The organism is Halomonas sp. McH1-25, from assembly GCF_022348165.1.
In the GTDB taxonomy this organism is placed as follows: Bacteria; Pseudomonadota; Gammaproteobacteria; order Pseudomonadales; family Halomonadaceae; genus Modicisalibacter.
Window position 1 is genome coordinate 397152 of sequence record NZ_JAKRFI010000003.1, and the last position, 26422, is coordinate 423573.

Annotated in this window: 20 protein-coding genes; 6 read left to right on the plus strand and 14 right to left on the minus strand. The window is 62.4% G+C overall.

Annotation, left to right across the window (positions count from 1 at the left end; genetic code table 11):
* Positions 1-6: 6 nt before the first annotated feature.
* The 7 genes from MHM84_RS11370 to MHM84_RS11400 form a co-directional block, all read right to left on the minus strand.
* Positions 7-1125, minus strand: coding sequence for a substrate-binding domain-containing protein (locus MHM84_RS11370; RefSeq protein WP_239266150.1), 1119 nt, complete (start codon positions 1123-1125; stop codon positions 7-9).
* A gap of 300 nt (positions 1126-1425) precedes the next feature.
* Complete coding sequence (locus MHM84_RS11375; protein WP_239266152.1) at positions 1426-2580, minus strand: porin; 1155 nt, start codon at positions 2578-2580, stop codon at positions 1426-1428.
* 503 nt (positions 2581-3083) lie between these two features.
* Complete coding sequence (locus MHM84_RS11380) at positions 3084-3839, minus strand: ProQ/FINO family protein (protein ID WP_239266154.1); 756 nt, start codon at positions 3837-3839, stop codon at positions 3084-3086.
* A 35-nt stretch (positions 3840-3874) separates the two neighbouring features.
* On the minus strand, positions 3875-4432 hold the full coding sequence (locus MHM84_RS11385; protein WP_239266156.1) for a dihydrofolate reductase: 558 nt from the start codon (positions 4430-4432) through the stop codon (positions 3875-3877).
* A complete protein-coding gene (locus MHM84_RS11390) occupies positions 4429-5202 on the minus strand; it encodes a thymidylate synthase (protein WP_239266277.1) in 774 nt (257 codons plus the stop codon). The genes MHM84_RS11385 and MHM84_RS11390 overlap by 4 nt, the downstream gene beginning before the upstream one ends.
* A gap of 151 nt (positions 5203-5353) precedes the next feature.
* The gene (gene lgt / locus MHM84_RS11395) at positions 5354-6163 is read right to left on the minus strand and encodes a prolipoprotein diacylglyceryl transferase (protein WP_239266158.1); all 810 of its coding nucleotides are present in this window, start codon (positions 6161-6163) and stop codon (positions 5354-5356) included.
* A gap of 43 nt (positions 6164-6206) precedes the next feature.
* Entirely contained in the window at positions 6207-8396 is a 2190-nt protein-coding gene (locus MHM84_RS11400) for a response regulator (protein WP_239266160.1), read from the minus strand.
* A 90-nt stretch (positions 8397-8486) separates the two neighbouring features.
* Between MHM84_RS11400 and MHM84_RS11405 the strand changes: the two genes are divergently transcribed.
* Positions 8487-9275: an NRDE family protein gene (locus MHM84_RS11405; RefSeq protein ID WP_239266163.1), complete on the plus strand. Its 789-nt coding sequence runs from the start codon at positions 8487-8489 to the stop codon at positions 9273-9275.
* Here MHM84_RS11405 and ptsP read toward each other — a convergent pair.
* Together ptsP and MHM84_RS11415 are read right to left on the minus strand one after the other, a co-directional pair.
* The gene (ptsP, locus tag MHM84_RS11410; protein ID WP_239266165.1) at positions 9272-11539 is read right to left on the minus strand and encodes a phosphoenolpyruvate--protein phosphotransferase; all 2268 of its coding nucleotides are present in this window, start codon (positions 11537-11539) and stop codon (positions 9272-9274) included. The genes MHM84_RS11405 and ptsP overlap by 4 nt on opposite strands.
* A 55-nt stretch (positions 11540-11594) precedes the next feature.
* Positions 11595-12086, minus strand: coding sequence for an RNA pyrophosphohydrolase (locus tag MHM84_RS11415; protein ID WP_239266167.1), 492 nt, complete (start codon positions 12084-12086; stop codon positions 11595-11597).
* A 159-nt stretch (positions 12087-12245) separates the two neighbouring features.
* Between MHM84_RS11415 and MHM84_RS11420 the strand changes: the two genes are divergently transcribed.
* The 5 genes from MHM84_RS11420 to MHM84_RS11440 all read left to right on the plus strand — a co-directional run bounded on the left by MHM84_RS11420 (position 12246) and on the right by MHM84_RS11440 (position 20670).
* On the plus strand, positions 12246-12899 hold the full coding sequence (locus tag MHM84_RS11420; RefSeq protein WP_239266170.1) for an HAD family hydrolase: 654 nt from the start codon (positions 12246-12248) through the stop codon (positions 12897-12899).
* 281 nt (positions 12900-13180) lie between these two features.
* A complete protein-coding gene (gene mqo, locus MHM84_RS11425) occupies positions 13181-14674 on the plus strand; it encodes a malate dehydrogenase (quinone) (protein ID WP_239266172.1) in 1494 nt (497 codons plus the stop codon).
* A 290-nt stretch (positions 14675-14964) separates the two neighbouring features.
* On the plus strand, positions 14965-16359 hold the full coding sequence (locus tag MHM84_RS11430) for an FAD-dependent oxidoreductase (RefSeq protein WP_239266174.1): 1395 nt from the start codon (positions 14965-14967) through the stop codon (positions 16357-16359).
* Positions 16360-16492: 133 nt separating this feature from the next.
* Positions 16493-17584, plus strand: a complete 1092-nt coding sequence (locus tag MHM84_RS11435) for an efflux RND transporter periplasmic adaptor subunit (protein ID WP_239266176.1) — start codon at positions 16493-16495, stop codon at positions 17582-17584.
* A complete protein-coding gene (locus MHM84_RS11440; RefSeq protein WP_239266178.1) occupies positions 17584-20670 on the plus strand; it encodes an efflux RND transporter permease subunit in 3087 nt (1028 codons plus the stop codon). Before MHM84_RS11435 ends, MHM84_RS11440 begins: the two co-directional genes overlap by 1 nt.
* A 76-nt stretch (positions 20671-20746) precedes the next feature.
* On the opposite strand, the gene rsd is transcribed toward MHM84_RS11440, so the two are convergent.
* The 5 genes from rsd to MHM84_RS11465 form a co-directional block, all read right to left on the minus strand.
* A complete protein-coding gene (gene rsd, locus MHM84_RS11445) occupies positions 20747-21250 on the minus strand; it encodes a sigma D regulator (protein WP_239266180.1) in 504 nt (167 codons plus the stop codon).
* Positions 21251-21330: 80 nt separating this feature from the next.
* On the minus strand, positions 21331-21864 hold the full coding sequence (locus MHM84_RS11450) for a disulfide bond formation protein B (RefSeq protein WP_239266182.1): 534 nt from the start codon (positions 21862-21864) through the stop codon (positions 21331-21333).
* 59 nt (positions 21865-21923) lie between these two features.
* Positions 21924-23585, minus strand: a complete 1662-nt coding sequence (gene gshA, locus MHM84_RS11455) for a glutamate--cysteine ligase (RefSeq protein ID WP_239266184.1) — start codon at positions 23583-23585, stop codon at positions 21924-21926.
* 69 nt (positions 23586-23654) lie between these two features.
* The gene (locus MHM84_RS11460) at positions 23655-26003 is read right to left on the minus strand and encodes a Tex family protein (RefSeq protein WP_239266186.1); all 2349 of its coding nucleotides are present in this window, start codon (positions 26001-26003) and stop codon (positions 23655-23657) included.
* 81 nt (positions 26004-26084) lie between these two features.
* Positions 26085-26324: a DUF1127 domain-containing protein gene (locus MHM84_RS11465; RefSeq protein WP_239266188.1), complete on the minus strand. Its 240-nt coding sequence runs from the start codon at positions 26322-26324 to the stop codon at positions 26085-26087.
* Positions 26325-26422 lie beyond the last annotated feature (98 nt).

Sequence of the window (26422 nt, forward strand, 5' to 3'; positions counted from 1 at the left end):
TCGGTGCTAGGCGGACAGGTAGCGATCCTGATACTCGTTGCGTAACGCCACGTACCAGGGTTCCTGAATCGGCCACCACCACAGGTTGGCGAGATCCTGCTGGGAATAGGACTGCTCGAAGAAACGGCGCGTCTCCTCGGGCAGCAACGTTTCTGCCCCTACCGAGGTGGAGTTGTAGCCGGTGGACTTGACGAACATGGCACCCGCCTCGGGCGTGTAGTACCAGTTGATCAGTTCATAGACGGCATCGACATTCCGGGCATTGCGCGGAATCACGAAGCCTTCCATCCACGCCAGCGCGCCCTCCTTGGGGGCGGCATAGCCGATATCCATGCCTTCGCCCTGCAGCCGGAACGCGGTACTGTCCCAAGTCTGGCCGATGACGGCCCCATTGGTACGGAACGCGGCCTGGGCCTCGTTTTCGGTGTTCCAGTACTGGGCAACCAGTCCCTTGTGCTTGATCGCCTCCTCCAGAATCACATCGAAGTTAGCGCGCATTGCCTCTTCGGACTGGTAGGACTCAAGCAACGGGCGCGGCAGCTTGCCCTGGGCCTGCAACCACAGGCCGATGCCGACCAGGGCGGAATGGCCACGCACGGTTACGCCCTGCCCGTTCTCCGGATTCCACAGGTCGCCATAGCTCAGGTTGGCAGGGTCGACGGCGGCATACTTGCGGTCGAAAGCGATCGCCTCGGTGCCCCAGTCGCTGGGCGCAAAATAGCGCTTGCCGTCGACCACGCCACCGACCCGTGAGCCTTCGATCGCACTCTCCAGGCAACCGGCCCACTTGATGCGCGCCTCATCGAGCGGCTGCACCAGTTCGTGATCGAGGTAGCCAGGTACGCGATCCACCGTGGGCATGATTACGTCGAAGCCGCTGCCGTCGCTGGCCCGCAGCGAGTTCATCAGTTCATCGTTGGTGCCATACGGGGTAAAAGTCGCGTTGATCCCGGTCTTCTCGCGAAAATCGGCCAGCATTTCGTCGGTGAAGTACCCCGCCCAGGCATAGATACGCAGGTTCTGTTCCTGAGCCAGTGCCTTGTTGATATAGAAATTCGGCAGGCTGGCGACAGCCCCTGCAGCCAAGGTGCCCTGCAGGAAACGACGACGCGAGATCGACGACATGGAAGTGTTCCTCGTTCTTCTGATTATGTTCGGGTGGGGCGATCAGCCCAACGCCGCCAATGATGGCTGGCGTAACACGACAGTCCAATGACAATTGGATGACAGTTCGATTATGGCCGGGTTGGGGGAAATTGCCGCTTGGACCAAGGCAGGGGGTGTTCAACGCTGGGTCAGCGAAAGAACAGAAAGGTGAAAGGAAGAGACGATAAACAGCCAAGTAAGTCGTTGACCAACAATAGAAAGCCGGCCACAAAGGGCCGGCTTCGATATCACGAAAGTCGTGAAGGGTGTTCTGTCCGCTTAGAACGCGTAGACAGCACCAACGGCAACGCCGTTGTCTTCATCGTTATCACGATCGTACCATCCACCTTCGATGAAGGTGTACATGGCAGAAGAGATGTTGTAGGTAGCGCCCAGAACGACTTCGTTGTAAGACTCGTCGCTGGTGTCGGTCGGCAGGTCGGCGTCGTTGACAGCATCGCTGAAGGTGTCGCCGAAGTCGGAGCCACCTACGTCAACGTACTGATAGGCGCCATAGACGTCACCGAAGCCGTAGCCGTAGCGTGCACCGACTGCGTAGCGATTCTGGTCAGCGAACAGGTCTGTGTCGCCAGACTCATAACGCTCATACTTGGCAGCCAGACGCAGAGCGTCGATAGTGTACTGGAACGTGATACCGAACTGGTCACCGGCGTCGAACTCTTGGTCACCGGGAACGAGTTCGCCATCAGCTCCTTCCTCAAGGTAGTAGGAGCCAGACACGTCACCATCATAGATGGAAAGGTTGTCGTAAACGGCTGCCACAGAGAAGGCGCCAACTTCGTACTTCACACCACCGAAGAAGGAAGCACTGCCGGAACTGTCAACGTTCTCAGCTTCGGCATCGCCCTTGTATTGAGTACCAACAGCGAACTGCAGACCATTGAAGGAGGGTGACAGGTACTGAAGCTTGTCGCCTTCGCGGTCACTATCAGAGTTCTGAGTATTGGCACCAGCATCGCCAGTCACGAGGCTGTTGCTGTCAGTAACGTCAAAATACTCATTGTTGGAGATCGGATCCTGAACCCAGTCATCGATCAGCGGATCCCAGGAACCCAGGCGAACGTCACCGAAGTTGCCCTTCGCACCCATGTAGGCTTGGTCACCGTTACCAACACCGTCGCTGCCCTTGGCTTCGTCAGCGTCGTATTCCCACTCGGCCTTGAAGTAGCCGGTCAGGCCAGAATTGATTACGTGCTGACCAGTGACACCAAAGGTAGAACCGTTATCGAAGATATCGTCCTGAGACTCTACAGATCCGTCGTCTTGTGCAGTTTCAATGCTGCGGTAAGCAATCTGGACGTTACCGTAAATGTCGAGCTGAGTGCCGTCCTGGTTGTAGACAGTCGCGGCCTGAGCAGCGGCGGAGGCACCCAGGGCACCGGCAATAGCAGTCGCTAAGAGCGTCTTTTTCATCGCGATAGTTCCTTAACTAGCTTACTGTTCGATCGTTTTCTGCATTATGCAGCCGGCTTGCCAGGCGCCCTCGACAGAAGTTAGGAAGGACTGCCTTAGCGAAGCCTTGTTATTGTCCAATGCTCGCAGGAGAAACCTTATACCGGGTCTATCCGGAACGCAACAAGAAAAAAACACTGTTTTTAATCCTTGTGTACGAAAGTCGAATAGCGCCCTATCGCTAGTGTTGCCCTGCGCGCCAGGCCATGACCGTCGTGATGCAGCCACGCCTTGCTCGCACCGTAATCCGCCTCTATGACAGCAAGATGACGATTGCGAACGCCGTTCATGATGAGCAGCCACCGTCCGAGTTGCAAGGGCTAGCCAAGGGCTAGTAAATGCAAGCTGACCAACGCCCAGCCAACGCACCCCCAATCGGAAGGGTAACCAGCTGATTATTAGATAATTTATATAAAAAAGCCCAGCGAAATCGCTGGGCTTTTTTACTCAACTGAACCAAATGATTATTGTCGGCCACTGTGCTTGGCCAACAACTCGCCCAGTTTCTGATCGAGTCGTGCATGACGCTTGGCCTCTGACTTGGCCTTGCGGCCCTTGTCGCGCTCGCGCTGGCGGGCCTGGAGTCCCTCGAGCTTCTGACGGGCGTGCTGGGCCTCTTCGTCGTTCACCGTCCCCGCCGGCTGGCCATCCAGATCGACACGTTCAATGCCGGGCCTTACGGCCTTGAGGTAGCGCGGCAGATGGACATAACAGGCCAGCGCCCGGCGCACCAGTTTCTCGGGCCAGGGCTCCCGTGCCAGCAAGTCCTCATGAATACCGACCTTGAGCGGCCGCGTATGGCCCTTGAAAAAGGTATTCGTGTAGCGACGGTACCATTCGTTGAGCAGCGCCTGGGGAGACGGCAGTTCATCCTCGGCTTGTGGCGCGACATCGGCCGGTGGCTCGGGCTTGGAGGTGTCCGACACCGGCGGTTCAGGCGCTTCGGCTTGGGTTTGGGCCTCGATAACGTTAGCGTCATCGCTGCTGCCTGTAGCTACCGCTGCCCCTCGCTGGGGTGATGGATAGTCACGCACTGCGGGCGTTGGCGGTTCTTCGACCGATGAGACCAAGGCCTGCTGGGATTCCAGAGCCTCGCGCAGGCGCCGGTTTTCCGCTTCCAACGTGGCGACACGCTGACGTAACGAGGCAATTTCACTGAGGCCCAGGCGGGCCTGCGCCTCCAGCAAATCGAATAGCGCGGTGGTGCGTTCGTTAATCAAAGCTCGGTCTCCCCCTGAAACCCGCCCGGATGAACTTATGACTGGCGTCGCTCATAAGCCACGAAGGCATACTCGGGACGGCATCTGCCCTGTGAATCGCCGGTACCGCTCTCCTCGCCCACGACACGCTGGACTTCCTGCCATGCTTGCGAATCGAACGCCGGAAAGTAGGCATCACCTGCGATATCCACCTCGACTTCGGTCAGGTAGAGGCGTGAGGCACTCGGCAGTGCCTGACGGAAGATCTCTCCTCCACCGATTACGGCAATTTCCTCGGCGCCATCGATCGTCGCCTGCTGGTCGGCCAGCGCCAATGCACTTGCCAGATCATGACAGACACGCACGCCCTCGTGGTGGAATTCGCGGCTGCGGGTAACGACGATATTCAAACGCCCCGGCAAGGGCCGCCCAATCGACTCGAAGGTCTTGCGCCCCATGACCAGCGGCTTGCCCAATGTGATGCGCTTGAAGAATTTGAGATCCTCGGGCAGATACCAGGGTAACTGGTTGTCCATGCCGATCACGCGATTGCGCGACATGGCCGCGACCAGGGCCACCGGCACCAGGGTATCGATCGTCTCGTGCTCGTTCATACAGCGACCTCGGCCTTGATGTGCGGGTGAGGGTCGTAGCCTTCGATGGCAATATCCTCGAAGCGAAAAGCGAACAGATCCGTGACATCGGGATTCAAGCGCAATTGCGGCTCCGACTGCGGCGTTCGCGACAGCTGCAACTCGGCCTGCGCGAGATGGTTGAGGTAGAGATGGGCATCGCCCAGCGTATGTACGAATTCGCCCGGCGCCAGCCCACAAACCTGAGCGACCATACGAGTCAACAGGGCGTAGCTGGCAATGTTGAAGGGCACGCCGAGGAAGATGTCCGCGCTACGCTGATAAAGCTGGCAGGACAGGCGGCCTTCCGCCACATAGAACTGAAACAGGGCATGACAGGGTGGCAACGCCATCTCATCGATCAACGCCGGATTCCAGGCCGAGACGATCAATCGCCGCGAGTCGGGATTGTGACGAATCTGCTCGACGACACCGGCAATCTGATCGACATGGCCACCGTCAGGGCGTGGCCAGCTACGCCATTGATAACCGTAGACCGGGCCCAGCTCGCCCTCTTCGTCCGCCCATTCGTCCCAGATGCGGACCCCGTTCTCCTTGAGATAGGCGATATTGGTCTCGCCACGCAGGAACCACAGCAGCTCGTGAATGATCGAGCGCAGGTGCAGTTTCTTGGTGGTCACCAGGGGAAAGCCCCGCCCCAGGTCGAAGCGCATCTGGTGACCGAACACGCTACGGGTACCCACGCCGGTACGATCGTGCTTGGTCACGCCATGCTCGAGAACATGATGCATCAGGTCGAGGTAGGGCTGCTCCAGCGCAGGGCGGGAGGTCGCCGTTGCGGAAGCTGTCGGTGCGGAGGAAATCAAGGACACGGTATCGTCGGGCATCGAACAAGTGGACCCACAGTGTAGCGATACGCTCCTTCCAGGACTAGGCCCCGTCTCATGTCGTGGCCTCCGACTCGATGCGGCCGCCATCCACCGGCTGGCTGCGCGCCCAGGCCATCAGCGCCAGCCCCGCCGCGATCATGGGCAGGGACAGCAGCATTCCCATGGTCAGCCAGTCGAAGGCGATGAAACCCAGTTGCGGGTCGGGCATTCTGACGAACTCGATGGCGAAGCGGAAGATACCGTAAAGCAGCAGGAACAGGCCGGATATCATGCCGCGATGACGTGGCCGGCGCGATACGAACCAGAGAATGGCGAAAAGCACGACACCCTCGAGCAGAAACTCGTACAGCGACGAGGGATGACGCGGCTCGGGGCCCATGCCGGGGAATGGCATGGCCCAAGGCAGATCGCTCACCCGCCCCGGCAATTCGGCGTTGATGAAATTGCCGATACGCCCGGCCCCCAGGCCGACCGGGACCAATGGAGCGATGAAATCGGTCAGCTGGAAAAACGCCAACCGATGCTTGCGCGCGAACAGCCAGGCAGCGATCAGCACGCCGAGCAGGCCGCCATGGAAACTCATGCCGCCATCCCAGACCTGGAAGATCCACAACGGCTCGGCCAGCAGGCGCTCGAATCCGTAAAACAGGGCGTAGCCGATGCGCCCGCCCAGCACGACCCCCAGCGCGCCGTAGAACAGCATGTCACCGATGTCGTCCTTGGTCAGGCCCAGGCGATGCGCGCGTTTGCGGCCTAGCCACCAGGCGCCGAGGAACCCCACCACATACATCAACCCATACCAGTGAATCTTAAACGGTCCCAGGGCAATGGCTATCGGGTCGATTTGCGGGTAGTCAAGCATGGCTCTCTCGGTGCGGCTAGGAAGAAAGGATACGCGATGCCCGTCAGGTCGGCTCGGGCAAGGCGTCGGGCAACCAGCGATGGATCATATCGATCAGCGCCTGGGGGCGATAGGGTTTGGCCAGGTAATCGTCCATGCCGACGGCAATGAACTGCTCGCGATACGCTTCACTGGCGTTGGCGCTCAGGGCAATCAGTATACTGCGCTGGCCGGCACCTTGAGATTCGCGCTCGCGCCAACGCCGACTGGTCTCGATACCGTCGGGTGCCGGCATGAAGATATCCATGAAAACCAGATCGTAAAAATGCCGATCCGCCAACGCCAGCGCCTCTTCCCCACTCCCCGCCGTGTCCACGTTCAGGCCCTGCTGCGAAAGCACGTTATGGGCCAGCGCCGTATTGACCGGACCGTCGTCGACGATCAATACGCGTGGCGGCGAGGGGCTGGCGGACGTTGGCGTCCGGTCGCCGGCGATGTTGGGTGCCGTGGCCTGAGGCGCATCGCTCAGGCTATCGAGCACCTCCATCAATCCCCAGAAACGTTCGCGGAACCTCTCACCGACATCGACGTTCTGCTGACGCATTTGCAAGGCCAATGACTCGAACTCCCCACGCAGCATTTTCATGTAGCGGGACTTGAGCTGGGACTCCTGGCGGGCCCGATTGCGGGCCTGCGTCAGTTGCTGCATGCGATAGAGGTTATCGGACTCATCGATCAGCAGGGTCAATTCATAGCCTTGCCCGTCACCGCCACGTATGACGCGCAGGCTGCGCCAGTGGCCACTGCCGTCACGTACACGCACGTGCGGCTCGCCCCTGCCATCGCCGGTCAGGATGACGCCCTCGCTGGCTACACCCAGCAGCTCCGCGCGCGGGCGCCCGACGAGTTGCTCGAAAGCGGTATTGACCGAGGTCAACAACCCATCATGGGCCAGTGCCGCCGGTACGCCAAGTGCATCGAGCAGTGCTGGCAGATGAGGACGCTTCTCCAGACGCTGGGAGGCCTCCTCCAGTGAGTCGAGCGAATGCTCGAACCGGGCAAGAGAGGCACTGCCAAGGGCACCGCCTGCTCCCCCAACGTTTTCGCGCACGGCCGAGCCGACCGGCGCCTCGGCCTCGAGGCGCTGGCGGATACGCGCCATCCTCTCCATCGGCACACGCATGTCGCCCTCCCAACGCTGCCTCCGATAGCGCGACTGCAACTGGAGCATGAAGAACATCATCAGGCTTCCGGCAGCCCATATCAGGACGACCCAGCCCAACGAGGGCAATGCCCAAGGGGGTGGCGAGTCCGACAACTCACCGACCAAGCGCCAACCCACGGTGGGCAGCGTGACCCAGGCCAGCAAGCCGGCCTCTTTCTGTGCGCCAGGCAAGGCACGCATGCCCCGCTGCCCGGCATCGTCAGGCAATGCCACCAGGGCATTGCCGACCAGCACATCCCCCCTGGGATTGACCAACCAGACATGCCGGCTGGTCCTGACATAGTCCTGCATCAGGCGTAAAAGCCGATTTTCATCGAGCTTGACTCCCAGCAATGCCTGCCGGTCGGTCTCGAAAATATTGAAGCGCAGCTCGACTTTCGGCACCACCCCACTGTCCTCCTCGGAGAGCCAGGGCAATGGCACGTCGGGGGGTAACTCGCCAGTTCCCAGCCAATGCGTTTCCAACTCGGGCATCGCATGGGTAACGTCGCTCCCCGAACCCGGCAGCACCGCCGCCACCCCTTGGGGCAGCACGATATACAAGCGCTGGATGAGCGCATCGCTCTGATAGAGGTCGCTCATTAACGGCTCCAGCCAGTGAATCTGGCGGGTGAGCGTATCGTCCTCACGCTCGGACGCCGTCAATGCCGGATCGAGCATTCCATTGTCTGCAGGCTGGGGTAGCGGACTTGCACCGGACAACGGGGAAGCGAAGGTGACCGCAGAAGGCGGCCCCTCGCCTTGGAACAGGCGACGTGTCGCATAGCCCAACTGTCTGAGGTACTGCTGCTGGTCGGCGAGGCGTTGATCGAGTAGCCTCGATTGAAGCCGGAACGTTTCGAACTGCTCCTGGCGGTATTCCTGTATCTGGTTGTCGTAGTCGTTACGCCAGACCCAGCCACCCACGCCAAGGCAGAGTAGCGTGAAGCCGATTTCGGCTAGCAGGACCGGCAAGACACTGCGCTTGGCCAGACGGCGCCAGCGCCCGCCTTGCTCCCTTTTTTTCCCCGGCATGTCTTGCATCGGCATCCTGGCATCATGAATACGAAAGTTTACGCCTCAGGTCATGATGATGTCATGCCATGCCATCCAAAACGAGAAACATCGGGAAAGTAGATTATGTGTCTCATCGTTTTTGACTGGCGGCCCGGTAGTCCGACACCGCTGCGCTTGGCGGCCAATCGGGATGAATTCTACGACCGGCCGACGGCTCCTCTCGCTCGCTGGCAGGATGCCCCGGAGATCGTCGCCGGTCGCGACCTGCGAGCCGGTGGGAGCTGGCTCGGCGTTCACCGCCAAGGCAGGATGGCCGCCGTGACCAACGTGCGCGCCCCCGAGTTCCGCGCCCCGGCCGACGGCCCCAGTCGCGGCGAACTGGTCCGCAATGCCTTGGAATGCCAGTCGCTGCCAACCTGGCTGGAGCGGCTGTGCAAACGGGGAGCGCATGATTATGCGGGGTTCAACCTGCTGGCCAGCGATGGTCTCACCCTGTGGCACCTGCACCATGGCCGCGACGGAACCCGGCTGCAACGGGTCGCGCCGGGGCTGCATGGGCTGTCCAATGCCACCCTGGACACGCCGTGGCCCAAACTGCTGCACAGTCGTCGGGCCCTGGAAAGCACACTGGCCATACCGACGGCCGCCTTTGCCGACGCTGCCTGGTCGTTGCTGGCCGACGATTGGCGGCCCAATGACGCGGACCTGCCGGAAACCGGAGTCGGCCTGGATCTGGAACGGTTACTGTCCGCCCCTTTCATCGCCAGCCGCGACTACGGCACCCGCGCCAGTACCTGGCTGGCCTGGCATGCCGAGGGCCGGATCGACATGGGCGAGCGCAGCTTCGGCCCCCATGGCCGGCCGCTGGACGAGCGGTGGCTCACTCAGGAAACCCCTCGTCTGCCGGGTTAGCTCTCATCCTTGGGCGGCAATAGATGCTCCAACTGCCATGCCGTGAAACATTTGCCAAGATGGGAGCGGACATCCTTCGAGGTGGGCATGGACAGGGTCTGGCTCACCAGTTCGCGCGCCGAGACCAGCGAGACCCGACGAATCGCCGCGCGCACCCGCGGCAGACTGGGCGCATTCATCGACAAGGCATCGAAGCCCATGCCCATCAACAGCAATGCTCCCGCCGGATCACCGGCCAGTTCGCCGCACACCGAGGTGGGGACGCGCAACCGCGACGCCTCCTCTGCCAGGCGTGCCAAGGCGGCCAGCACTGCCGGATGGCAGGCGTCATAGAGGTCAGCCACGCGAGGATTGTTACGGTCCACCGCCAGCAAGTACTGAGTCAGATCGTTACTGCCGACCGAGAAGAAGTCGACACGTGCCGCCAGTGCCTCGAGCTGGTAAAGGGTCGCCGGCACTTCGATCATCACACCGACACGCGGCCGTTCGAGATGTATGCCGTCCTCGGCGAGCTCGACGAGGGCCCGGTCGAGTAGCCGCAGGGCGGTGTCGACCTCGTCGATGTTGGTCACCATGGGCAGCAGTATCTGGAGATTGTTGAGCCCATGGGAGGCTCTCAGCATGGCACGCAACTGCACCATCAACACTTCGGGATGGTCCAGGGTGACTCGGATGCCTCGCCACCCCAGGAACGGATTGGCCTCGTTGATGGGAAAATACGGCAAGTCCTTGTCGCCACCGATGTCCAGGGTGCGCATGACCACCGGCAGCGGTGCGAATCCCTCGAGCTGCTCGCGATAGAGTCGCGCCTGTTCCTGCTCGCTGGGAAAGCGCTCGGTGATCATGAACGGCACTTCGGTTCGATACAGACCGACGCCACTGATGCGCGGCTTGAGCAGCCCCACGGAATCCACCGCCAGGCCGGTATTGACCATCAACGGCATGTCATGACCATCGGGCGTGCAGCTGGGCAGGTCCTGCTCATGCTCCAGCACCTCGGCCAGGGCCCGCTCTTCGGCGATCAGGCTTCGGTAGCGCTTGATCAACTCCTCATCGGGACGCACGAACAGGCGGCCACGATAACCATCCAGAATCACCCGGGCGCTGTTCAGGCGCGGCAGCGGTAGATCGACCATCCCCAACACGGTCGGAATGCCCATCGCCCTGGCCAGAATCGCCACGTGCGACGTGCTCGAGCCGCGAATCGAGACCAGGCCCGCCAGCTTCTCGCGCGGCACCTCGCCGAGCATGGTCACACTGATCTCGTCACCGACGAGAATGCAACACTCAGGGTAAGTGTCGGGCGTGAGCGGATTCTCCTCCTGGAGATGCGCCAGCACCCGCCGCCCCAGGTCACGGATGTCCGCGGCACGTTCACGCAGGTAGTCGTCATCGACGCGCTCCAGGTACTTGACGTGGCGACGCACGACATCCGCCAACGCACCGGGCGCCCATTGGCCCTCTCGGATACGCTTTTCCACTTCCTGGCCCAGCGAGGCGTCCGCCAGCATCTGTTCGTAGACATCGAACAGCGCCAGTTCCTGGGTCGAGATGCGGCTGGCCAGTCGAGCGCCGGCGCTACGTATCTCGTTGCGCACGCGAGCGATCGCCTCGCTCAGACGACGCACTTCGTAGTCGACATCGGTGGGTATCAGGTCCGGCACACTGTCCAGGTCGGCCGGCGGAGCAATGACCACGGCCTCGCCGATGATCACACCGGGCGATGCAGCCACGCCCTTGAACATGGCCATGTCATCGGCGCGCGTCGGCCGGTTGAGCGTCCCGGTGGCCAGGGCATGCGCCAATACCCCCGCCAATTGGGCCGCCATGGTCACCAGGAAGGCTTCGTCACCTTCATCGTAACGGCGCTTGTCCTTCTGCTGCACGACCAGCACGCCGAGCATGCGTCGCTGGTGGATGATGGGCACGCCAAGGAAGCTGGAAAAGCGCTCTTCGCCGGTCTCCTTGAAATAACGGAAGTGCGGATGCGATGGCGCATCCTCGAGATTGAGCGGTTCCTCGCGCTGGCCGACCAGACCGACCAGGCCCTCGCCCAGGCGCAACGTGACCTGCCCCACCGCCTGAGTGTGCAGGCCGATGGTATCCATGAGCACCAGGCGTTCCTGGACAGGGTCGAAAAGGTAGACCGAGCAGACATCGGTCTGCATCGCCTTGCGAATGCGGCGCACCATGGTAGCCAACGCCGCATCGAGGCTGCGTGCTCCGTTAACCTCTTGAACGATGCGGCGTAGAACTTCGAGCATGGGCATTCTTCTTGTGTAAGGGGTGTCACATGCCGTTGCGAGGCGAACCCCGCAATCAGCCGCCTCCCTGGGCCAGGCGCTGAACGCGTGGCGCCAGCTCCCTCAAGGCACGACGATAGACTTCGCGCTTGAACGGCACCACCTGTCCCAACGGGTACCAGTAACTCACCCAGCGCCAGCCATCGAACTCCGGCTTGGGCGTGGTGTCCATGCAGATTCGGTTATCCTGGCATCGAATGCGCAGTAAAAACCACTTCTGCTTCTGGCCGATACATACCGGCCGTGATTGGGTTCGTATCATGCGCCGTGGCAGACGGTAGCGCAGCCACCCCCGGGTACAGGCCAGCACCTCGACATCGTCCGGAGTCAGGCCGATCTCTTCTTCGAGTTCGCGATAGAGTGCCTGTTGCGGAGTCTCGTGCGCCTTGATGCCTCCCTGGGGAAATTGCCATGCATTCTGTCCCACCCGACGCGCCCATAGCAGTTGCCCTTCATGGTTGGTAATGATGATACCAACGTTGGGGCGGAAGCCGTCAGCGTCGATCACGGGCTTCACCTTATGAAAACCAGTATTGAAGCCATTCTTCCACAAAGCCGGAAAGCGCATCAATACAGGGATGCCAAGCGGTGTGAATGACCCGGCGGTTCTGCAATAATCGGCGCCGTTCTCGCCAACCGTCATCGCACACGCACCGGGGAGTCACCTTTGAGCCTGGCCATATTCGATCTCGACAATACACTCATCTCCACCGACAGCGATCACGCCTGGGGACAGTTCCTGGTCGAGCAGGGCGCCGTCGACCCCGTCAGCTATCGCGAAGCCAACGAACGCTTTCTCGAGGACTACAAGAACGGCACTCTGGACATCCATGCCTACCTGGAATTGGCGCTAAAGCCGCTGGCCGAATACAGTCGTGAGCAGCTCAACGCCTGGCATCAGCAATTCATGGCGAGCAAGATCGAACCGCACATCCTGTCCAAGGGCGAGGAACTGTTGGCTCGTCACCGCGAACGCGGCGATACCCTGCTGATCATCACGGCGACCAACCGCTTCGTGACCGGCCCCATCGCCGCACGCCTGGGCGTCGACAACCTGATCGCCGTCGAGCCGGAGTTCGTGGGCGGTCGCTACACCGGCCGGGTGAGCGGCATTCCCAGCTTCCGTGAAGGCAAGGTCGAGCGCCTGAATGAATGGCTGGCGCAAAGCTCGGCCTCGCTGCATGACGCGTGGTTCTACAGCGACTCCCATAACGATCTGCCACTGCTGGAAAACGTCGACCATCCGGTAGCCGTCGACCCCGACGACACCTTGCGTCGCGAAGCCGAACGTCGCGATTGGCGTATCATTAGCTTGCGATAGATAACTTTTATCGGCGCCTCGATATTGCGCTGCACCATCCCAAATCGCTTAAAAAGCAACCCAACCCACTGGTTTGGTTGCTTTTTTTCTTTTTCCGCATCGCTAAGCTTTTCCTTATGGCCAATCACATAACCATAAAGTACACCTTTGGCATAGGTCGTTTTTAACGCCAAAGGGTCTATAATGGACGCCATTCGACGTTTATCGGGCCACCGCTTTCAAAGCGCATGACGCTCCGCAAAACGACTCCCTGATGACTACCGCCAATGGTTGATAACGTTATGGATGAGACAGTCGATGTCTTGCTGGTTGGCGCGGGGGTGATGAGCGCAACACTCGCCACCCTTCTCCATGAACTGGAACCGGACGCACGCATCGAGGTCCTCGAGCGGCTCGATTCCACGGCCAGCGAGAGTTCGTTCGCCTGGAACAATGCCGGCACCGGGCACGCCGGCCTGTGCGAGCTCAACTACACGCCGCAGACAGCCGACGGTTCGGTCGACATCCAGAAAGCCATCAAGATCAATACCATGTTCGAGGAGTCCAAGCAGTTTTGGACCTACCTGGTGGAACATGGCAATCTCGGCGACCCATCCCGTTTCGTCTACCCGGTGCCGCACATGAGCTTCGTGCGCGGACAACAGGACGTGCGTTTTCTGCGTGCCCGCCACGAGGTAATGCAGTCCCATCCCTGCTTCGAGGCGATGAAGTACACCGAGTCGCCGGAAACCATCGCACAGTGGGCTCCGCTGCTGATGGATGGGCGTCAGGCGGGCGAGCCACTGGCGGCCACACGAGTCGAGTCCGGCACCGACGTCGACTTCGGCGCCCTCACACGCCAGCTCCTGGCGCGCCTCGAGGCCGAACCGGACGAGCAGGTTCGCATCAGCACCGGCCAGAAGGTCAGCGATCTGGAACGCAACGGCGACGGCAGCTGGACCGTCAAGGTCGATACCAATGACGGCGAGCGTCGGGTCATTCGCGCGCGTTTCGTGTTCCTCGGTGCCGGTGGCGCCTCCCTGCACCTGCTGCAGAAGAGCGGTATTCCCGAAGCCAAGGGCTACGCGGGCTTCCCCGTCAGCGGCCAGTGGCTGCGCTGCGACAAGCCGGAAATCGTTTCCCAGCACAACGCCAAGGTCTACAGCAAGGCGCCCATCGGCGCGCCACCGATGTCGGTCCCGCACCTGGATACGCGCAACGTCGACGGCACGCCTTCACTGCTGTTCGGTCCGTTTGCCGGCTTCACGACCAAATTCCTGAAGACGGGATCGGTCTTCGATCTGGCCAGGTCGGTACGCTCCTCGAACCTGAGCCCGATGCTGGCCGTCGCACGCGACAATTTCAGCCTGGTCAAGTATCTTCTCGATCAGGTGCGTCTCTCGCATGACGAGCGCGTCGAGGAACTTCAGGATTTCTATCCGGCGGCAGCCGTCGACGACTGGCGGCTCGAGGTAGCCGGCCAGCGCGTCCAGGTGATCAAGAAGGACCCGAAGAAGGGCGGCATCCTGCAGTTCGGCACCGAGGTCGTGGCGTCGAGCGACGGCTCCATCGCCGCCTTGCTTGGTGCCTCGCCAGGCGCCTCGACGGCCACGTCGATCATGCTCGGACTGGTCGAGCGCTGTTTCCCCGAGAAGTTTGCCTCCGCCGCCTGGCAGGCACGCCTGGAACAGCTGGTCCCAGCCCGCGCCGACACGCTTGCCGCGCAGGGAGCCCTCCTTCGTGACATTCGCGAGCACACCCATCGCACGCTCAAGCTGAGCGATCCGTCTGCCTGAAGCGAGCCTTGACCGCTAGCCCGGCCTTTCCTGAAGGATTGGTCGGGATCGGTGTTCCTGCTTACACTAGCCAATATTGTGCACTGCAGTGAAAGTCACCACTCACCTCCCTTGTCGCCAGCAGGGGCGTATGGCACTAACCTGTAGTCTTAATCGTCTACTCAAGTGACTTTCTAAGCTCGTTAACGAGTGACTGCGATCCGCCTCATCATAACGCGGCGCTCGGTAGACCAGGCTCGGTCCCTACGCGGGACCGGAGCGTTCTCCTGCACCAACCAGAGCGTATAGCCATGCCTGAAGCGACTTACGATGTGCTGATCATTGGCGGTGGCGTATCCGGCACCGCCCTGCTCTACGAACTGGCGCGTTATACCGACCTCGAATCGATTGGCCTGGTGGAAAAGTACGATCATGTGGCGGTCGTCAATTCTCACGGTCGCAACAACAGCCAGACCATTCATTACGGCGACATCGAGACCAACTATTCTCTCGACAAAGCCCGCGTCACCAAGCGCACGGCCGGCATGGTGGTCAACTTCGCGACCAAACTACCTACCGAGCAGCGCGATCGCGTCATCTTCAGATATCCCAAGATGGTGCTGGGCGTAGGCGACAAGGAGTGCGAGTTCCTGCGCACCCGGCATAGCCGATTCCGTGAGCTGTTCCCCAACCTCCGCCTGCTCGAGCGCGAGGAAATCGCCAAGCTCGAGCCCAACCTGGTCGAAGGCCGCAGAAGAGAGGAAGCGATCGTCGCGCTGGGTGCACTCGATGAGTACTCGGCGGTCAACTACACCACGCTGTCCGAGGCATTCGTCGACCAGGCGCAGTACAGCGCCGCAGAAAAGGACATGCGCTGCGATGTGTTTCTTTCCACCGCCGTCGAGCGGATCGCCGAGGAAGACGGCATCTTCAAGGTCGCAACACCCAACCGGGGCACGCTGACGGCACGCTATGTCGTGGTCAGCGCCGGCGGGCACTCGCTGCTGTTCGCGCATCAGATGGGCTATGGCCTGGACAAGTCCTGCCTGCCCATGGCCGGCTCCTTCTACTTCACGCCGCAGGTACTCAACGGCAAGGTGTATACCGTCCAGAACGAGAACTTGCCGTTTGCCGCCGTGCATGGGGACCCCGACGTGCTCGTCGAGGGCAAGACCCGCTTCGGCCCGACGGCGCTCATGCTGCCATTGCTGGAGCGTTACAATGGCAAGACGTTCTTCGATTTCCTGAAGGTGTTGCGTCTCGACCAGAACGTCATCAAGGCACTCTGGGAATTGCTCAAGGTACGCGATATCCGCAACTACATCTTCAAGAATTTCCTCTACGAGGTCCCTATCCTGCGCGAGCGGCTTTTTCTCAAGGATATCCAGAAGATCGTGCCCAGCCTGACGGCCAAGGAGGTCTCTTTCGCCAAGGGATTCGGTGGGGTGCGCCCGCAACTGATCGACAAGAGCAAGCACAAGCTCGTCATGGGCGAGGCGAAGATCAATCCGGGTACCGGCATCGTCTTCAACATGACCCCTTCCCCCGGCGGCACCAGTTGTCTGGGCAACGCCGAAAAGGACATGTACCTGGCCAGGGATTTCCTGGGCTTCACCATCGATACCGAGTCCTTCGAACGCGACCTGCTGAACGGCGAGATGGCGCTCACCGAACTCGAGCGGCCGGAAGCCACTTCGTTGATGTAAGCTACCCAGGGCTTGCACCGCTGCCCCGGCCTCGTGCCGGGGCCTTGCGTTGACAGCGCCCTTGCTGTGCATCGACTATCACGGTCGAACAGCTCCATCAGCGTCCCCTTATCTCTTCGTTTCGGATGGCACGATGCGCCATAGACTTGCTATTTCTCCAGCCCTAGTCGCGCTGGTTCTGGGTATCGCTCTGCTCGCCTGGCTGGCATTCGGCGATATGCAGGGCTTTCGCGACACAGCTCCGCCCGCCGACGAACAAGCCGGCCAGGACCTGCCACGCGTCGAAGTCACAACCTCCCATGCCGAGGCACACACCCCGCTCCTCACGCTGCAAGGGCAACTCGAGCCGTATCGCGACGTCACCCTGCGTCCGAGTCTGTCGGGCACCGTCGCCCGCCTGCCTCAGGCACAGGGCGCACGTGTCGAGCAAGGCGAGGTGCTGGTCGAACTCGAACAGGAAGATCTGGAGGCCCAACTGGCTCGCGCCGAGGCAGAACTCGAACTGCGCGAGGCGGAGCTCGAGGCCGGCCAGCGCCTGCGCAACCGCGATCTGGTCGCCAGCAACGAACTGCTGCGTCTGCAGAGCGCCCTGGCGACGGCCCGGGCGGAATTGGCCAGCCTGCGCGAACGGCAAGCCGACCTGAGCATCGTCGCGCCGTTCACCGGCACCCTCGACCGGCTGGATATCGAAGAAGGCGATTATCTCCAGGCCGGCGAGGAGATCGGTCGACTGATCGAGATCGATCGACTGACGGCGGAAGCCTGGGCGCCCCAACGTCGCGCCCTGGCCCTGCAGGAAGGCCTGCCGGTAACCGCCACTCTGCTCGACGGTAGCACGCTGCACGGTGAACTCAGCTACGTCGCCAGTGGCGCCGATGCGGCGACCCGCAGCTATGCCCTGGAAGCCAACATCGCCAATCCCGAGCGGCGGCGTATCGCCGGCGCCAGCGCCACGCTGGAAATCGCCCTGCCCGAGCGGCAGGCGCATCGCCTCTCGCCGGCCCGGTTGGTCCTCGATGAGCAGGGTCGCCTGGGCGTCAAGCATCTGACGTCGGACGACACGGTCGAATTCACGCCGGTGAGCCTGCTCACCGCCAATGCCGCCCAAGCCTGGGTGACCGGCCTGCCTGGCGAGGTACGCCTGATCACCCTGGGCGGCGGTTTCGTCGCTGACGGCGACGCGGTCATCCCAGTGCCGGCCGATGCCGAAGAAGAGCGGAACTGATGCGCACTCTGATCTACGCCGCACTGAACCGGACACGCACCACCTTGCTGCTGCTGATTTTCCTGCTGTTGGCGGGGATGGTGGCCTACCAGGCGATACCCAAGGAATCCAACCCCGACGTGGCGATTCCGATGATCTACGTGTCGCTGAGTCTCGAAGGCGTCAGTCCAGAGGACGCCGAGCGCCTGTTGGTTCGGCCCATGGAGCAGGAGCTGCGCGCCATCGAGGGCCTCGAGAAGATGACCTCCCAGTCCAGCGAAGGGCATGCCTCGATCACTCTCGAGTTCGATGCCGGCTTCGATGCGCGCCAGGCGCTGGCCGACGTCCGCGAACGGGTCGACATCGCACGCAGTTCGCTGCCCGACGAAGCCGAGGAACCGCGCGTCATGGAGGTCAACGTGTCGCTGTTTCCGGTGATGTCGGTGGGCCTGTCGGGACCGCTGTCGGCTGCCGAGCTGATGACCGTGGCTCGCGAACTCAAGCTGGCCATCGAGGGCATACCCCAGGTACTGGAAGTGGATATCGCCGGCGAGCGCGAAAACCTGCTGGAAATCGTCGTCGATCCGCTGGTCCTCGACAGTTACGGGGTCGATTTCGACACGTTGTTCAACCTGGTGTCGCGCAACAACCGCCTGGTCGCGGCCGGCAGCATCGACAACGGCGCCGGTCGGCTGACCATCAAGGTGCCCGGGGTGATCGAGGATATCGAGGACGTACTGGCGACACCGGTCAAGGTCGAGGGCGACCGTGTAGTCACCTTCGGCGACGTGGCAATGGTTCAGCGCACGCTGAAGGACCCCGCCGGCTATGCGCGCATCGATGGCCAGCCGGCAGTGGTGCTGGAAATCTCCAAGCGCACCGGCGCCAACATCATCGCCACCGTGGATGCCGTCAACGCCATGCTGGCACAGGCCGAGTCGCGCCTGCCGGAGACGCTGGACGTCAGCGTCATCATGGACCAGTCGACCGACGTCGAGAACATGCTCGACGAGCTGCTGAACAACGTACTCACCGCCGTGGTTCTGGTGCTGATCGTGATCCTCGCCACCATGGGGCCGCGCTCCGCCCTGCTGGTCGGCACGACCATTCCCGGCGCCTTTCTCACCGGCATTCTGCTGATCTGGGCGGTCGGCTACACGCTGAATATCGTCGTGCTGTTCGCCCTGATCCTGGTCGCCGGCATGCTGGTCGACGGCGCCATCGTGGTCGGTGAGCAGGCCGAGCGTTTTCTCGCCGAAGGACTCACGCCTCACGATGCCTGGGCGGGCGCGGCCAGCCGCATGGCCTGGCCGGTCATCTCGTCCACGGCCACCACATTGGTGGTGTTTTTGCCGCTGCTGTTCTGGCCGGGGGTGGTCGGCGAATTCATGAAATACCTGCCAGCCACGGTGATTCTGTGCCTGCTGGCCTCGCTGGCCATGGCCCTGGTCTTTCTGCCTACCCTGGGCAACCTGTTCAGCCGCCGCCGCACGACCCAAAGCGACGCCATAAGCGCCGGTGGACGACTCTATCGTCGTAGCCTGGCCAGTCTGCTGCGGCATCCCGGCCTCACGCTGGCCGGGGCGCTACTGGTCATGGCGCTGATCTATATGGGCTATGCGCGCTTCAATCATGGCGTGGAGTTCTTCCCCTCGGTCGAACCGGACAGCGCCCAGGTGCTCGTACACGCCCGCGGCGATCTGTCGGTCGACGAGAAGGATGCCATCGTGCAGCGCGTGGAGGCTCGCCTGGATGGCATGAGCGAGATCGAGGCCCTCTATGCGCGCTCCTTCGCAGTGCCCAACGAGCAGCTCGGTGTCGATGTCATCGGCCAGCTTACCTTCCAGCTGATCGACTGGGACCAGCGCCGTCCGGCGGGCGAGATCCTCGCCGACATGGCCGAACGCACCGAGGGCATCCCCGGCATTCAACTGGAGTTTCGCGAGCAGGAACAAGGGCCGACCAGCGGCAAGCCGATCCAGATCGAACTGAGCGGCGATGACCCGGCCGCCATCGAGCGCGCCGTGGAACAGCTGCGTGCCGCCATGCAGCGTCTCGGCGGCTTTCGCGACATCGAGGACAACCGCAGTCTGCCCGGTGTGGAATGGCGGCTCCAGGTCGACCGCGAGGCCGCGGCCCGCTTCGGCGCCGACGTGACCACCATCGGCAGCGCCGTGCAACTGGTGACCACGGGCCTGCAGATCGCTACCTACCGTCCCCAGGATGCCACGGATGAAGTCGATATCCGCGTGCGCCTGCCCGGCGCCCGGCGCAGCCTCGACCAGCTGCAGCGCATGACAATCAACACCACGCGCGGCCAGGTGCCGATCAGCCATTTCGTGACCCTGGAGCCAGCGCCCAAGGTCGGCACGTTGCACCGGGTCGATAGCCAGCGCACCCTGACCCTCGCTGCCGATGTCGCCCCCGGTCGCCAGGTCGACGAGCGCATCAATGCGCTGAGCGGCGAACTGGACGCACTACCCGACGGCGTGCGGGTCGGCTTCGCCGGGGAACAGCAGGACCAGGCCGAGACCACCCGTTTCCTGGGCATGGCGTTCGGCGTGGCGATCTTTCTGATGGCGATCATCCTGGTCACCCAGTTCAACAGCCTCTACCAGGCGGGCCTGGTGCTCTCGGCGATCGTGTTCTCCACCGCCGGGGTGCTGCTCGGCCTGCTGCTCAACGCTCAACCCTTCGGCATCGTCATGGTGGGGATGGGAATCATCGCCCTGGCCGGCATCGTGGTGAACAACAACATCGTACTGATCGACACCTACAATCAGTTGCGCGACGAGGGCCTGAACGCCGACGAAGCAGCCCTGGAGGCAGGTGGCCGCCGCCTGCGGCCCGTCCTGCTCACGGCCGTCACCACGATTCTCGGACTGATGCCGATGGTGCTGGGCGTGAATGTCGATCTGCTCGGCCCGAGCCTGGGCTGGGGCGCTCCCTCGACACAGTGGTGGACGCAGCTGTCCAGCGCCATCGCCGGCGGACTGGGCTTCGCCACCGGCCTGACCCTGCTGCTTACGCCGTGCATGCTGTTGCTGGGTGCGCGCCTGGGAGAGCGCCTGTCACGCCGCCGCATTGGCCGAACCGTTTCGCACTGAAGGCAGAAAAAGACAAGGCCCGCCAACGAGGCGGGCCTGTGTAGCGGGCTGGCGAGAGTGTTCGGGCGATTGTGGGTCAGAGGGTCGCGCTGGGCGCCGCTTCCGACGCCGGCGGTGGCGAATGCGATGCATGGAGACGTTCGATGAACTCGTCTTCCAGGGCAAAGCGTTCGGTCATCGCCTTCCGCAGCCGCGTCAGCCAGGCCGGCAGCCGCGATGCAAAGTGCTGGCAGCGCACCGGTGTGGAAAACTCGTTCTCGAACTCCAGCGCCATCTCGGTAGACTTCTCCAACCGAGCCAGTAGTTTCTCGGCGACGGCCAGGGCTTCGCGATCGTCGAAGGCCTTGGCCTCCTCGCGCAGTTGCGGGTAAATCTCGAAGTGGCCGGCGCTGATGTAGTCCATCAGCAGCTCATTGAAGCGGTCGATCCGTTCCTTGGGTACCGACTCGCAATCGATTTCGCAAGCTTCATTGAGATCCATGAAAGCCACTAGCATGTCATGGCGCTCTTCCAGCCAGTGATCGATGAGGCGGTGTACGCCACCCCAGCGTTCCAGAGCCGTTTTGCAATCCTCTAGCATGGACCGTCTCCCTTCGTCCTTGTCCCAAGCGGGACACCCAGCGTCGCCTCAAGCCACGCTGGTGTCAATCCTGCTTTGCCCTAAAGTCGTGACGGGCTAACGTCACGTTGCAAAACGCTACGAAACGTCATGAAGAGCGGGACGACCGCCAAGATCGCGAATCCGATCAACGTCCACTGCGGCAGGCTCAGACCCAACCAGATGCCATCGATCTCGGCACATTCGCCGGAGCCCGAGAGAACACGCGAGAGCACGTCCCACAGGGGCAGCACTTCCATCATGTAATCGAGACCGGGGCCGCAGCTCGGTACCTGATCCGGCGGCAGGGACTGCAACCAGACATGCCGCCCGGCCACGGCAATCCCTCCACCGACCGCAGCCAGACCCAGGACGCCATAGATGCTACCGCCCCAGCCGCGCGGATTATGGATCGCCGCGACCAGGAACACGGCCGCCGCCGACAGCACCGCGACGCGCTGGAAAATGCACAAGGGGCAGGGTTCGAGGCCCACACCATATTGCAACCACAGCGCAACGCCCATCATCAGGGCACAAAAGGCCAGTCCCACCACGCTCCACTGGCGAATGCTCGCCCTGGACAGGACATTCCACATCGCGTCATTCTCCCTCGCAAGGAAACGGCCCACAGAGGTGGGCCGCCGGTTTCGGTAGGTCAGACTGCGGTCTTTCGCCGTGGTTCACGCGCCCGGGCGAAATAGGCATCCAGAAATTCATTGAAGCCGTCCGCGTCGGCCGCCTCGATGTCGCTCTGCTGCTGATGGGATGTCTCGGTCAGCTGGGTGAACAGCGTGTCGCGCGCCCGATCCATGGGATGACTGCGGAAAAATTCCGCTTGGGTGCGGGCCTGCTCGAGAGTGTACTCGACGAACTCGCTACCGGTTTCTTCGAGCGCAGCCAGCAAGCGGCCCGACGGCGTCTGCTCGGGGTGACCGAGCAAGGGGCGCAACGCATCGAGCGCCTCGACATGCTGGGCGGCATTGCCCTTGATGGTGTCGAGCAGGGCCGCGACCTCGCGCATCTCGTCGAAGATGTAACCGGCGCGTTCGGCGAGGCGCTGCTCGCGGCCATCGACCGCTAGCGTCAATGCCGGATCGCGACCGGCATCGACCACCGCACGGCGATTGTCGTCGAGCCGGTCGCACTCCTCGTCGGGTATCCACGGGCTCTCGGAAAGCAGGCACCACATCAGGAACGTATCGATGAAGCGCATCTGGGGCTCGTCGATGCCCAGCGGCAGGAACGGATTGAGGTCCAGGCAGCGCACCTCGATGTACTCGACGCCACGCGCTTCCAGGGCCTGGGTCGGTGTCTCGTCATGGCGCGCGACGCGCTTGGGGCGGATGTCGCTGTAGTACTCGTTCTCGATCTGCAGGATATTGGCATTGAGTTGTTGCCAGTCACCCGCGCGGTTGACGCCCAGGCGCTCGTAGGCCGGCCACGGCGTGGTGATCGCATGGCGCAGCGTACCCACGTAGTTGGACAGCGAATTGAAGCAGATCTTCAACTGCGCCTGAACCTTGTTCTGGTAGCCCAGATCGGACATGCGCAGGCTGGTGGCATAGGGCGAGACCAACGTATCGCGGGCATGGGCCCGCAGCTTGTCGGGAACCGCCCCGGTCAGGAAACTGCGATCCAGCGCCGGCGAGGCGCCGAACAGGTACAGCAGCAACCAGCTGTTGCGCCGGAAATTGCGGATCAGATCGAAATAGCGCCCGGAGCGGTAGGCATCGAGCGGCTTGTCCTCGGCCCCCTCCAGCTCGCGCAGCAGCGGCCACATGCTTTCGGGCAGCGAGATATTGTAGTGTACCCCGGCGATGGCCTGCATGATGCGCCCGTAACGCACGTCCAGCCCCTTGCGATAGACATGCTTCATGGTGCCGACGTTGGAACTGCCGTAGTCGGCGATCGGCACGCTGTCATTGCCCTGCAAGCGCGCCGGCATGCTCGCCGGCCAGATCAGCTCGTCGCCCAGGTGGCGATAGCTGAAGCGATGCAGGTCGGTCAGGAAATCCAGCGCGTCCTTGGGCCGACAGTACACCGGCGTGATGTACTCGAGCAGCGCTTCGGAATAGTCGGTGGTGACGTGCGGATGGGTCAGTTTCGACCCCAAGGCATGCGGATGTGGCGTCTGGGCGATGCTGCCCTCGGCATCCACCCGCAGCCCTTCCTTCTCGATACCGCGTCGCAGCCGGCCCAGCAGACCCTGGCGTGCCGGCCCCTTGAGCCGCGCAATGGCGTTGTCTAGTTGCTCGGACAAGATCACTACCCCTCGTTGAAGCCGGTACGCCGGCGCGCGGCACGGCAAGCTAAACATCAGATTATGGTGCCGCGACGGGCCCTTTCAAGGCGCTTGTCGTTTTCAGGCTAACCAAAGACGTGCATCTTAGCGGTTCTTGCGGGCTTTCAGTAACGCTTCGCCCAACGCCCCCATCTGTCCACCGCTGGATGCACCGCCCTGCCCTTGACCATTGCGCCGTGCAGGCTTGTTGCGTGAGGCAGCGTTGTTGCCACCGGCGCTCTTGCGTGACGCTGCCTCGCCGGGCTGATCGTGCATGCGCATCGACAGGCCGATGCGTGCACGCTCGATATCCACGTCCATGACCTTGACCTTGACGATGTCGCCGGCCTTGACCACCTGACGCGGGTCATCGACGAAGCTGTCGGAGAGTGCCGAGATGTGCACCAGGCCGTCCTGATGCACGCCGATATCGACGAAGGCCCCGAAGTGAGTGACGTTGGTCACCGTGCCCTCGAGGATCATGCCCGGCTCGAGGTCCTTGAGCGTCTCCACCCCTTCGCGGAATTCGGCGGCCTTGAACTCGGGTCGCGGATCGCGTCCGGGCTTGTCGAGTTCCTTGAGGATGTCGGTCACCGTGGGCACACCGAAGCTGTCGTCGACGTAATCGGCGGGTTTCACCGACTTGAGAAAGGCACTGTCGCCGATCAGGCTGGCCAGCTCGCGTCCGCCCTGCTTGGCGATACGGTTTACCACCGGGTAGGCCTCGGGGTGCACGGCACTGGCATCCAGCGGGTTGTCGCCGTTCATGATGCGCAGGAAACCGGCGCACTGTTCGAAGGTACGCGGCCCCAGACGGCTTACCTCGAGCAGATCGCGACGATTGCGGAACGGGCCCTCGGTATTGCGGCGCATGACGATGTTCTCGGCCAGGCCAGGGTTGAGCCCCGACACGCGCGAAAGCAGCGCGCTGGATGCCATGTTGAGGTCGACACCCACCGCGTTGACGCAATCCTCGATCACCGCCTCCAGGCTGCGCGAGAGCTGCACCTGCGAAACGTCGTGCTGGTACTGGCCGACCCCGATCGACTTGGGCTCGATCTTGACCAGCTCGGCCAGCGGATCCTGCAGGCGCCGGGCGATGGATATCGCGCCACGGATGGTGACATCGAGGTCGGGAAATTCCCGCGAGGCATATTCGGATGCCGAGTAGACGGAGGCGCCGGCTTCGCTGACCATGACCTTGGACAGGCGGCGCTTATCGGCCAGGCGCTTGACCAGCTCGGCAGCCAGCTTGTCGGTCTCGCGGCTGGCGGTGCCATTGCCGATGGCGACCAGTTCCACGTCATGCTTGTCGACCAGTGCGGCGAGCGTGTCCAGCGACTCGCGCCAGCGGTTCTGCGGCGCGTGCGGGTAGATCACCGCCTGGTCGAGAAACTGACCGGTAGCATCGACCACCGCCACCTTGCAGCCGGTACGCAGGCCGGGGTCCAGCGCCAGGGTGGCCTTGGGCCCGGCCGGTGCGGCAAGCAGCAGATCCTTGAGGTTAGCGGCGAACACCTCGATGGCCTCGGTCTCGGCGCGCTCGCGCAGACGGCCCATCAGCTCGGTCTCGAGATGGGTGTAGAGCTTGACCCGCCAGGTCCAGCGCACCACTTCACGCAACCAGCGATCGGCGGCACGGCCGTCGTCGTGAATGGCGAAGTGTTTTGCGATGGCGACCTCGGCGGGATGCACCGGCGCCTCGTCTTCTCCGGGCAGCTTGATGGACAGGCCCAGCACGCCTTCGTTGCGCCCACGGAACATTGCCAGGGCACGATGCGAAGGCACCTTGGCCAGGCGTTCGTCGTGTTCGAAGTAGTCGGAGAACTTGGCGCCCTCCTTCTGCTTGCCGTCGATCACCCGGGCGCTGAGCTCGCCCTCTTCCCACAGGCGGTCACGCAGGCGGCCGACCAGCTCGGCATCCTCGGCGAAGCGCTCCATGAGGATCTGCTTGGCGCCGTCGAGGGCCGCCTTGGTGTCCTCGACAGCCGGCGTGTCACCGTCCGCCGCACGCAGATAACCTTGAGCTTCGGCCTCCGGATCGAGTGCCGGATTGGCCAGTAGTGCATCGGCCAGCGGTTCGAGCCCCGCCTCACGCGCAATCTGCGCCTTGGTGCGGCGCTTCTTCTTATAGGGCAGATAAAGGTCTTCGAGACGCTGCTTGGTATCCGCCTCACGAACCTGGGCAGCCAGCGCATCGGTCAGCTTGCCCTGTTCGTCGATGCTGGCCAGCACCGACTCGCGACGTTCTTCCAGCTCGCGCAGATAGCGCAGGCGCTCCTCCAGGCTACGCAACTGGCCATCGTCGAGACCGCCGGTGACTTCCTTGCGATAGCGGGAGATGAACGGCACGGTGGCACCGCCGTCGAGCAGCTCCACGGCGGCTGCTACCTGAGCGGGGCGGACGGCGAGTTCGTCGGCGAGACGGGCGATGATCTTGGCTTGGGCGTCCATGAAATTCCTTGGCGAACCAACGACGAAAAAGTTCGCGACAAGGTACCACAAAGCGTCCCAAGGGCGCAGAGTCCGACACGATCAATCGCGGCTCACCCCGTCATCGTCCCAGAACGGCCGGCTGGCTTCGCGCTCGACGTCGGCCCGGGTCAGGCCGATGTCCTTGAGCGTCGCATCGCTCAGCCGCCAGAGCTGCTGGCGTTCATGGCGCAACTGTTGCCAGCGCCGCAAGCGCTTGAGCAGCCGGCGCCAGCCTGGCGTTCTGGAGAGTTGCATATCGCCTAGCCCGGCAGCGCCAAGGGGCTCGTTGGAACGTGCCATGAGCGTATCCTCCTATGGAATGGTGGAGGAAGTGTCGGCGGCGGAGTAAAATCAATCCAACGAATGTTAATGATGCCAGGCATCAAGCTTTCTGATGG

Bases quoted from the DNA above. Each gene is read 5' to 3' on its own strand.
- rsd (WP_239266180.1), bottom strand. From the start codon at position 21,250: ATGCTAGAGGATTGCAAAACGGCTCTGGAACGCTGGGGTGGCGTACAC.
- MHM84_RS11405 (WP_239266163.1), top strand. From the start codon at position 8,487: ATGTGTCTCATCGTTTTTGACTGGCGGCCCGGTAGTCCGACACCGCTG.
- MHM84_RS11465 (WP_239266188.1), bottom strand. From the start codon at position 26,324: ATGGCACGTTCCAACGAGCCCCTTGGCGCTGCCGGGCTAGGCGATATG.
- MHM84_RS11450 (WP_239266182.1), bottom strand. From the start codon at position 21,864: ATGTGGAATGTCCTGTCCAGGGCGAGCATTCGCCAGTGGAGCGTGGTG.
- gshA (WP_239266184.1), bottom strand. From the start codon at position 23,585: ATGTTTAGCTTGCCGTGCCGCGCGCCGGCGTACCGGCTTCAACGAGGG.
- ptsP (WP_239266165.1), bottom strand. From the start codon at position 11,539: ATGCTCGAAGTTCTACGCCGCATCGTTCAAGAGGTTAACGGAGCACGC.
- MHM84_RS11440 (WP_239266178.1), top strand. From the start codon at position 17,584: ATGCGCACTCTGATCTACGCCGCACTGAACCGGACACGCACCACCTTG.
- MHM84_RS11370 (WP_239266150.1), bottom strand. From the start codon at position 1,125: ATGTCGTCGATCTCGCGTCGTCGTTTCCTGCAGGGCACCTTGGCTGCA.
- MHM84_RS11430 (WP_239266174.1), top strand. From the start codon at position 14,965: ATGCCTGAAGCGACTTACGATGTGCTGATCATTGGCGGTGGCGTATCC.
- mqo (WP_239266172.1), top strand. From the start codon at position 13,181: ATGGATGAGACAGTCGATGTCTTGCTGGTTGGCGCGGGGGTGATGAGC.
- MHM84_RS11400 (WP_239266160.1), bottom strand. From the start codon at position 8,396: ATGCCGATGCAAGACATGCCGGGGAAAAAAAGGGAGCAAGGCGGGCGC.
- lgt (WP_239266158.1), bottom strand. From the start codon at position 6,163: ATGCTTGACTACCCGCAAATCGACCCGATAGCCATTGCCCTGGGACCG.
- MHM84_RS11435 (WP_239266176.1), top strand. From the start codon at position 16,493: ATGCGCCATAGACTTGCTATTTCTCCAGCCCTAGTCGCGCTGGTTCTG.
- MHM84_RS11385 (WP_239266156.1), bottom strand. From the start codon at position 4,432: ATGAACGAGCACGAGACGATCGATACCCTGGTGCCGGTGGCCCTGGTC.
- MHM84_RS11460 (WP_239266186.1), bottom strand. From the start codon at position 26,003: ATGGACGCCCAAGCCAAGATCATCGCCCGTCTCGCCGACGAACTCGCC.
- MHM84_RS11375 (WP_239266152.1), bottom strand. From the start codon at position 2,580: ATGAAAAAGACGCTCTTAGCGACTGCTATTGCCGGTGCCCTGGGTGCC.
- MHM84_RS11390 (WP_239266277.1), bottom strand. From the start codon at position 5,202: ATGCATCATGTTCTCGAGCATGGCGTGACCAAGCACGATCGTACCGGC.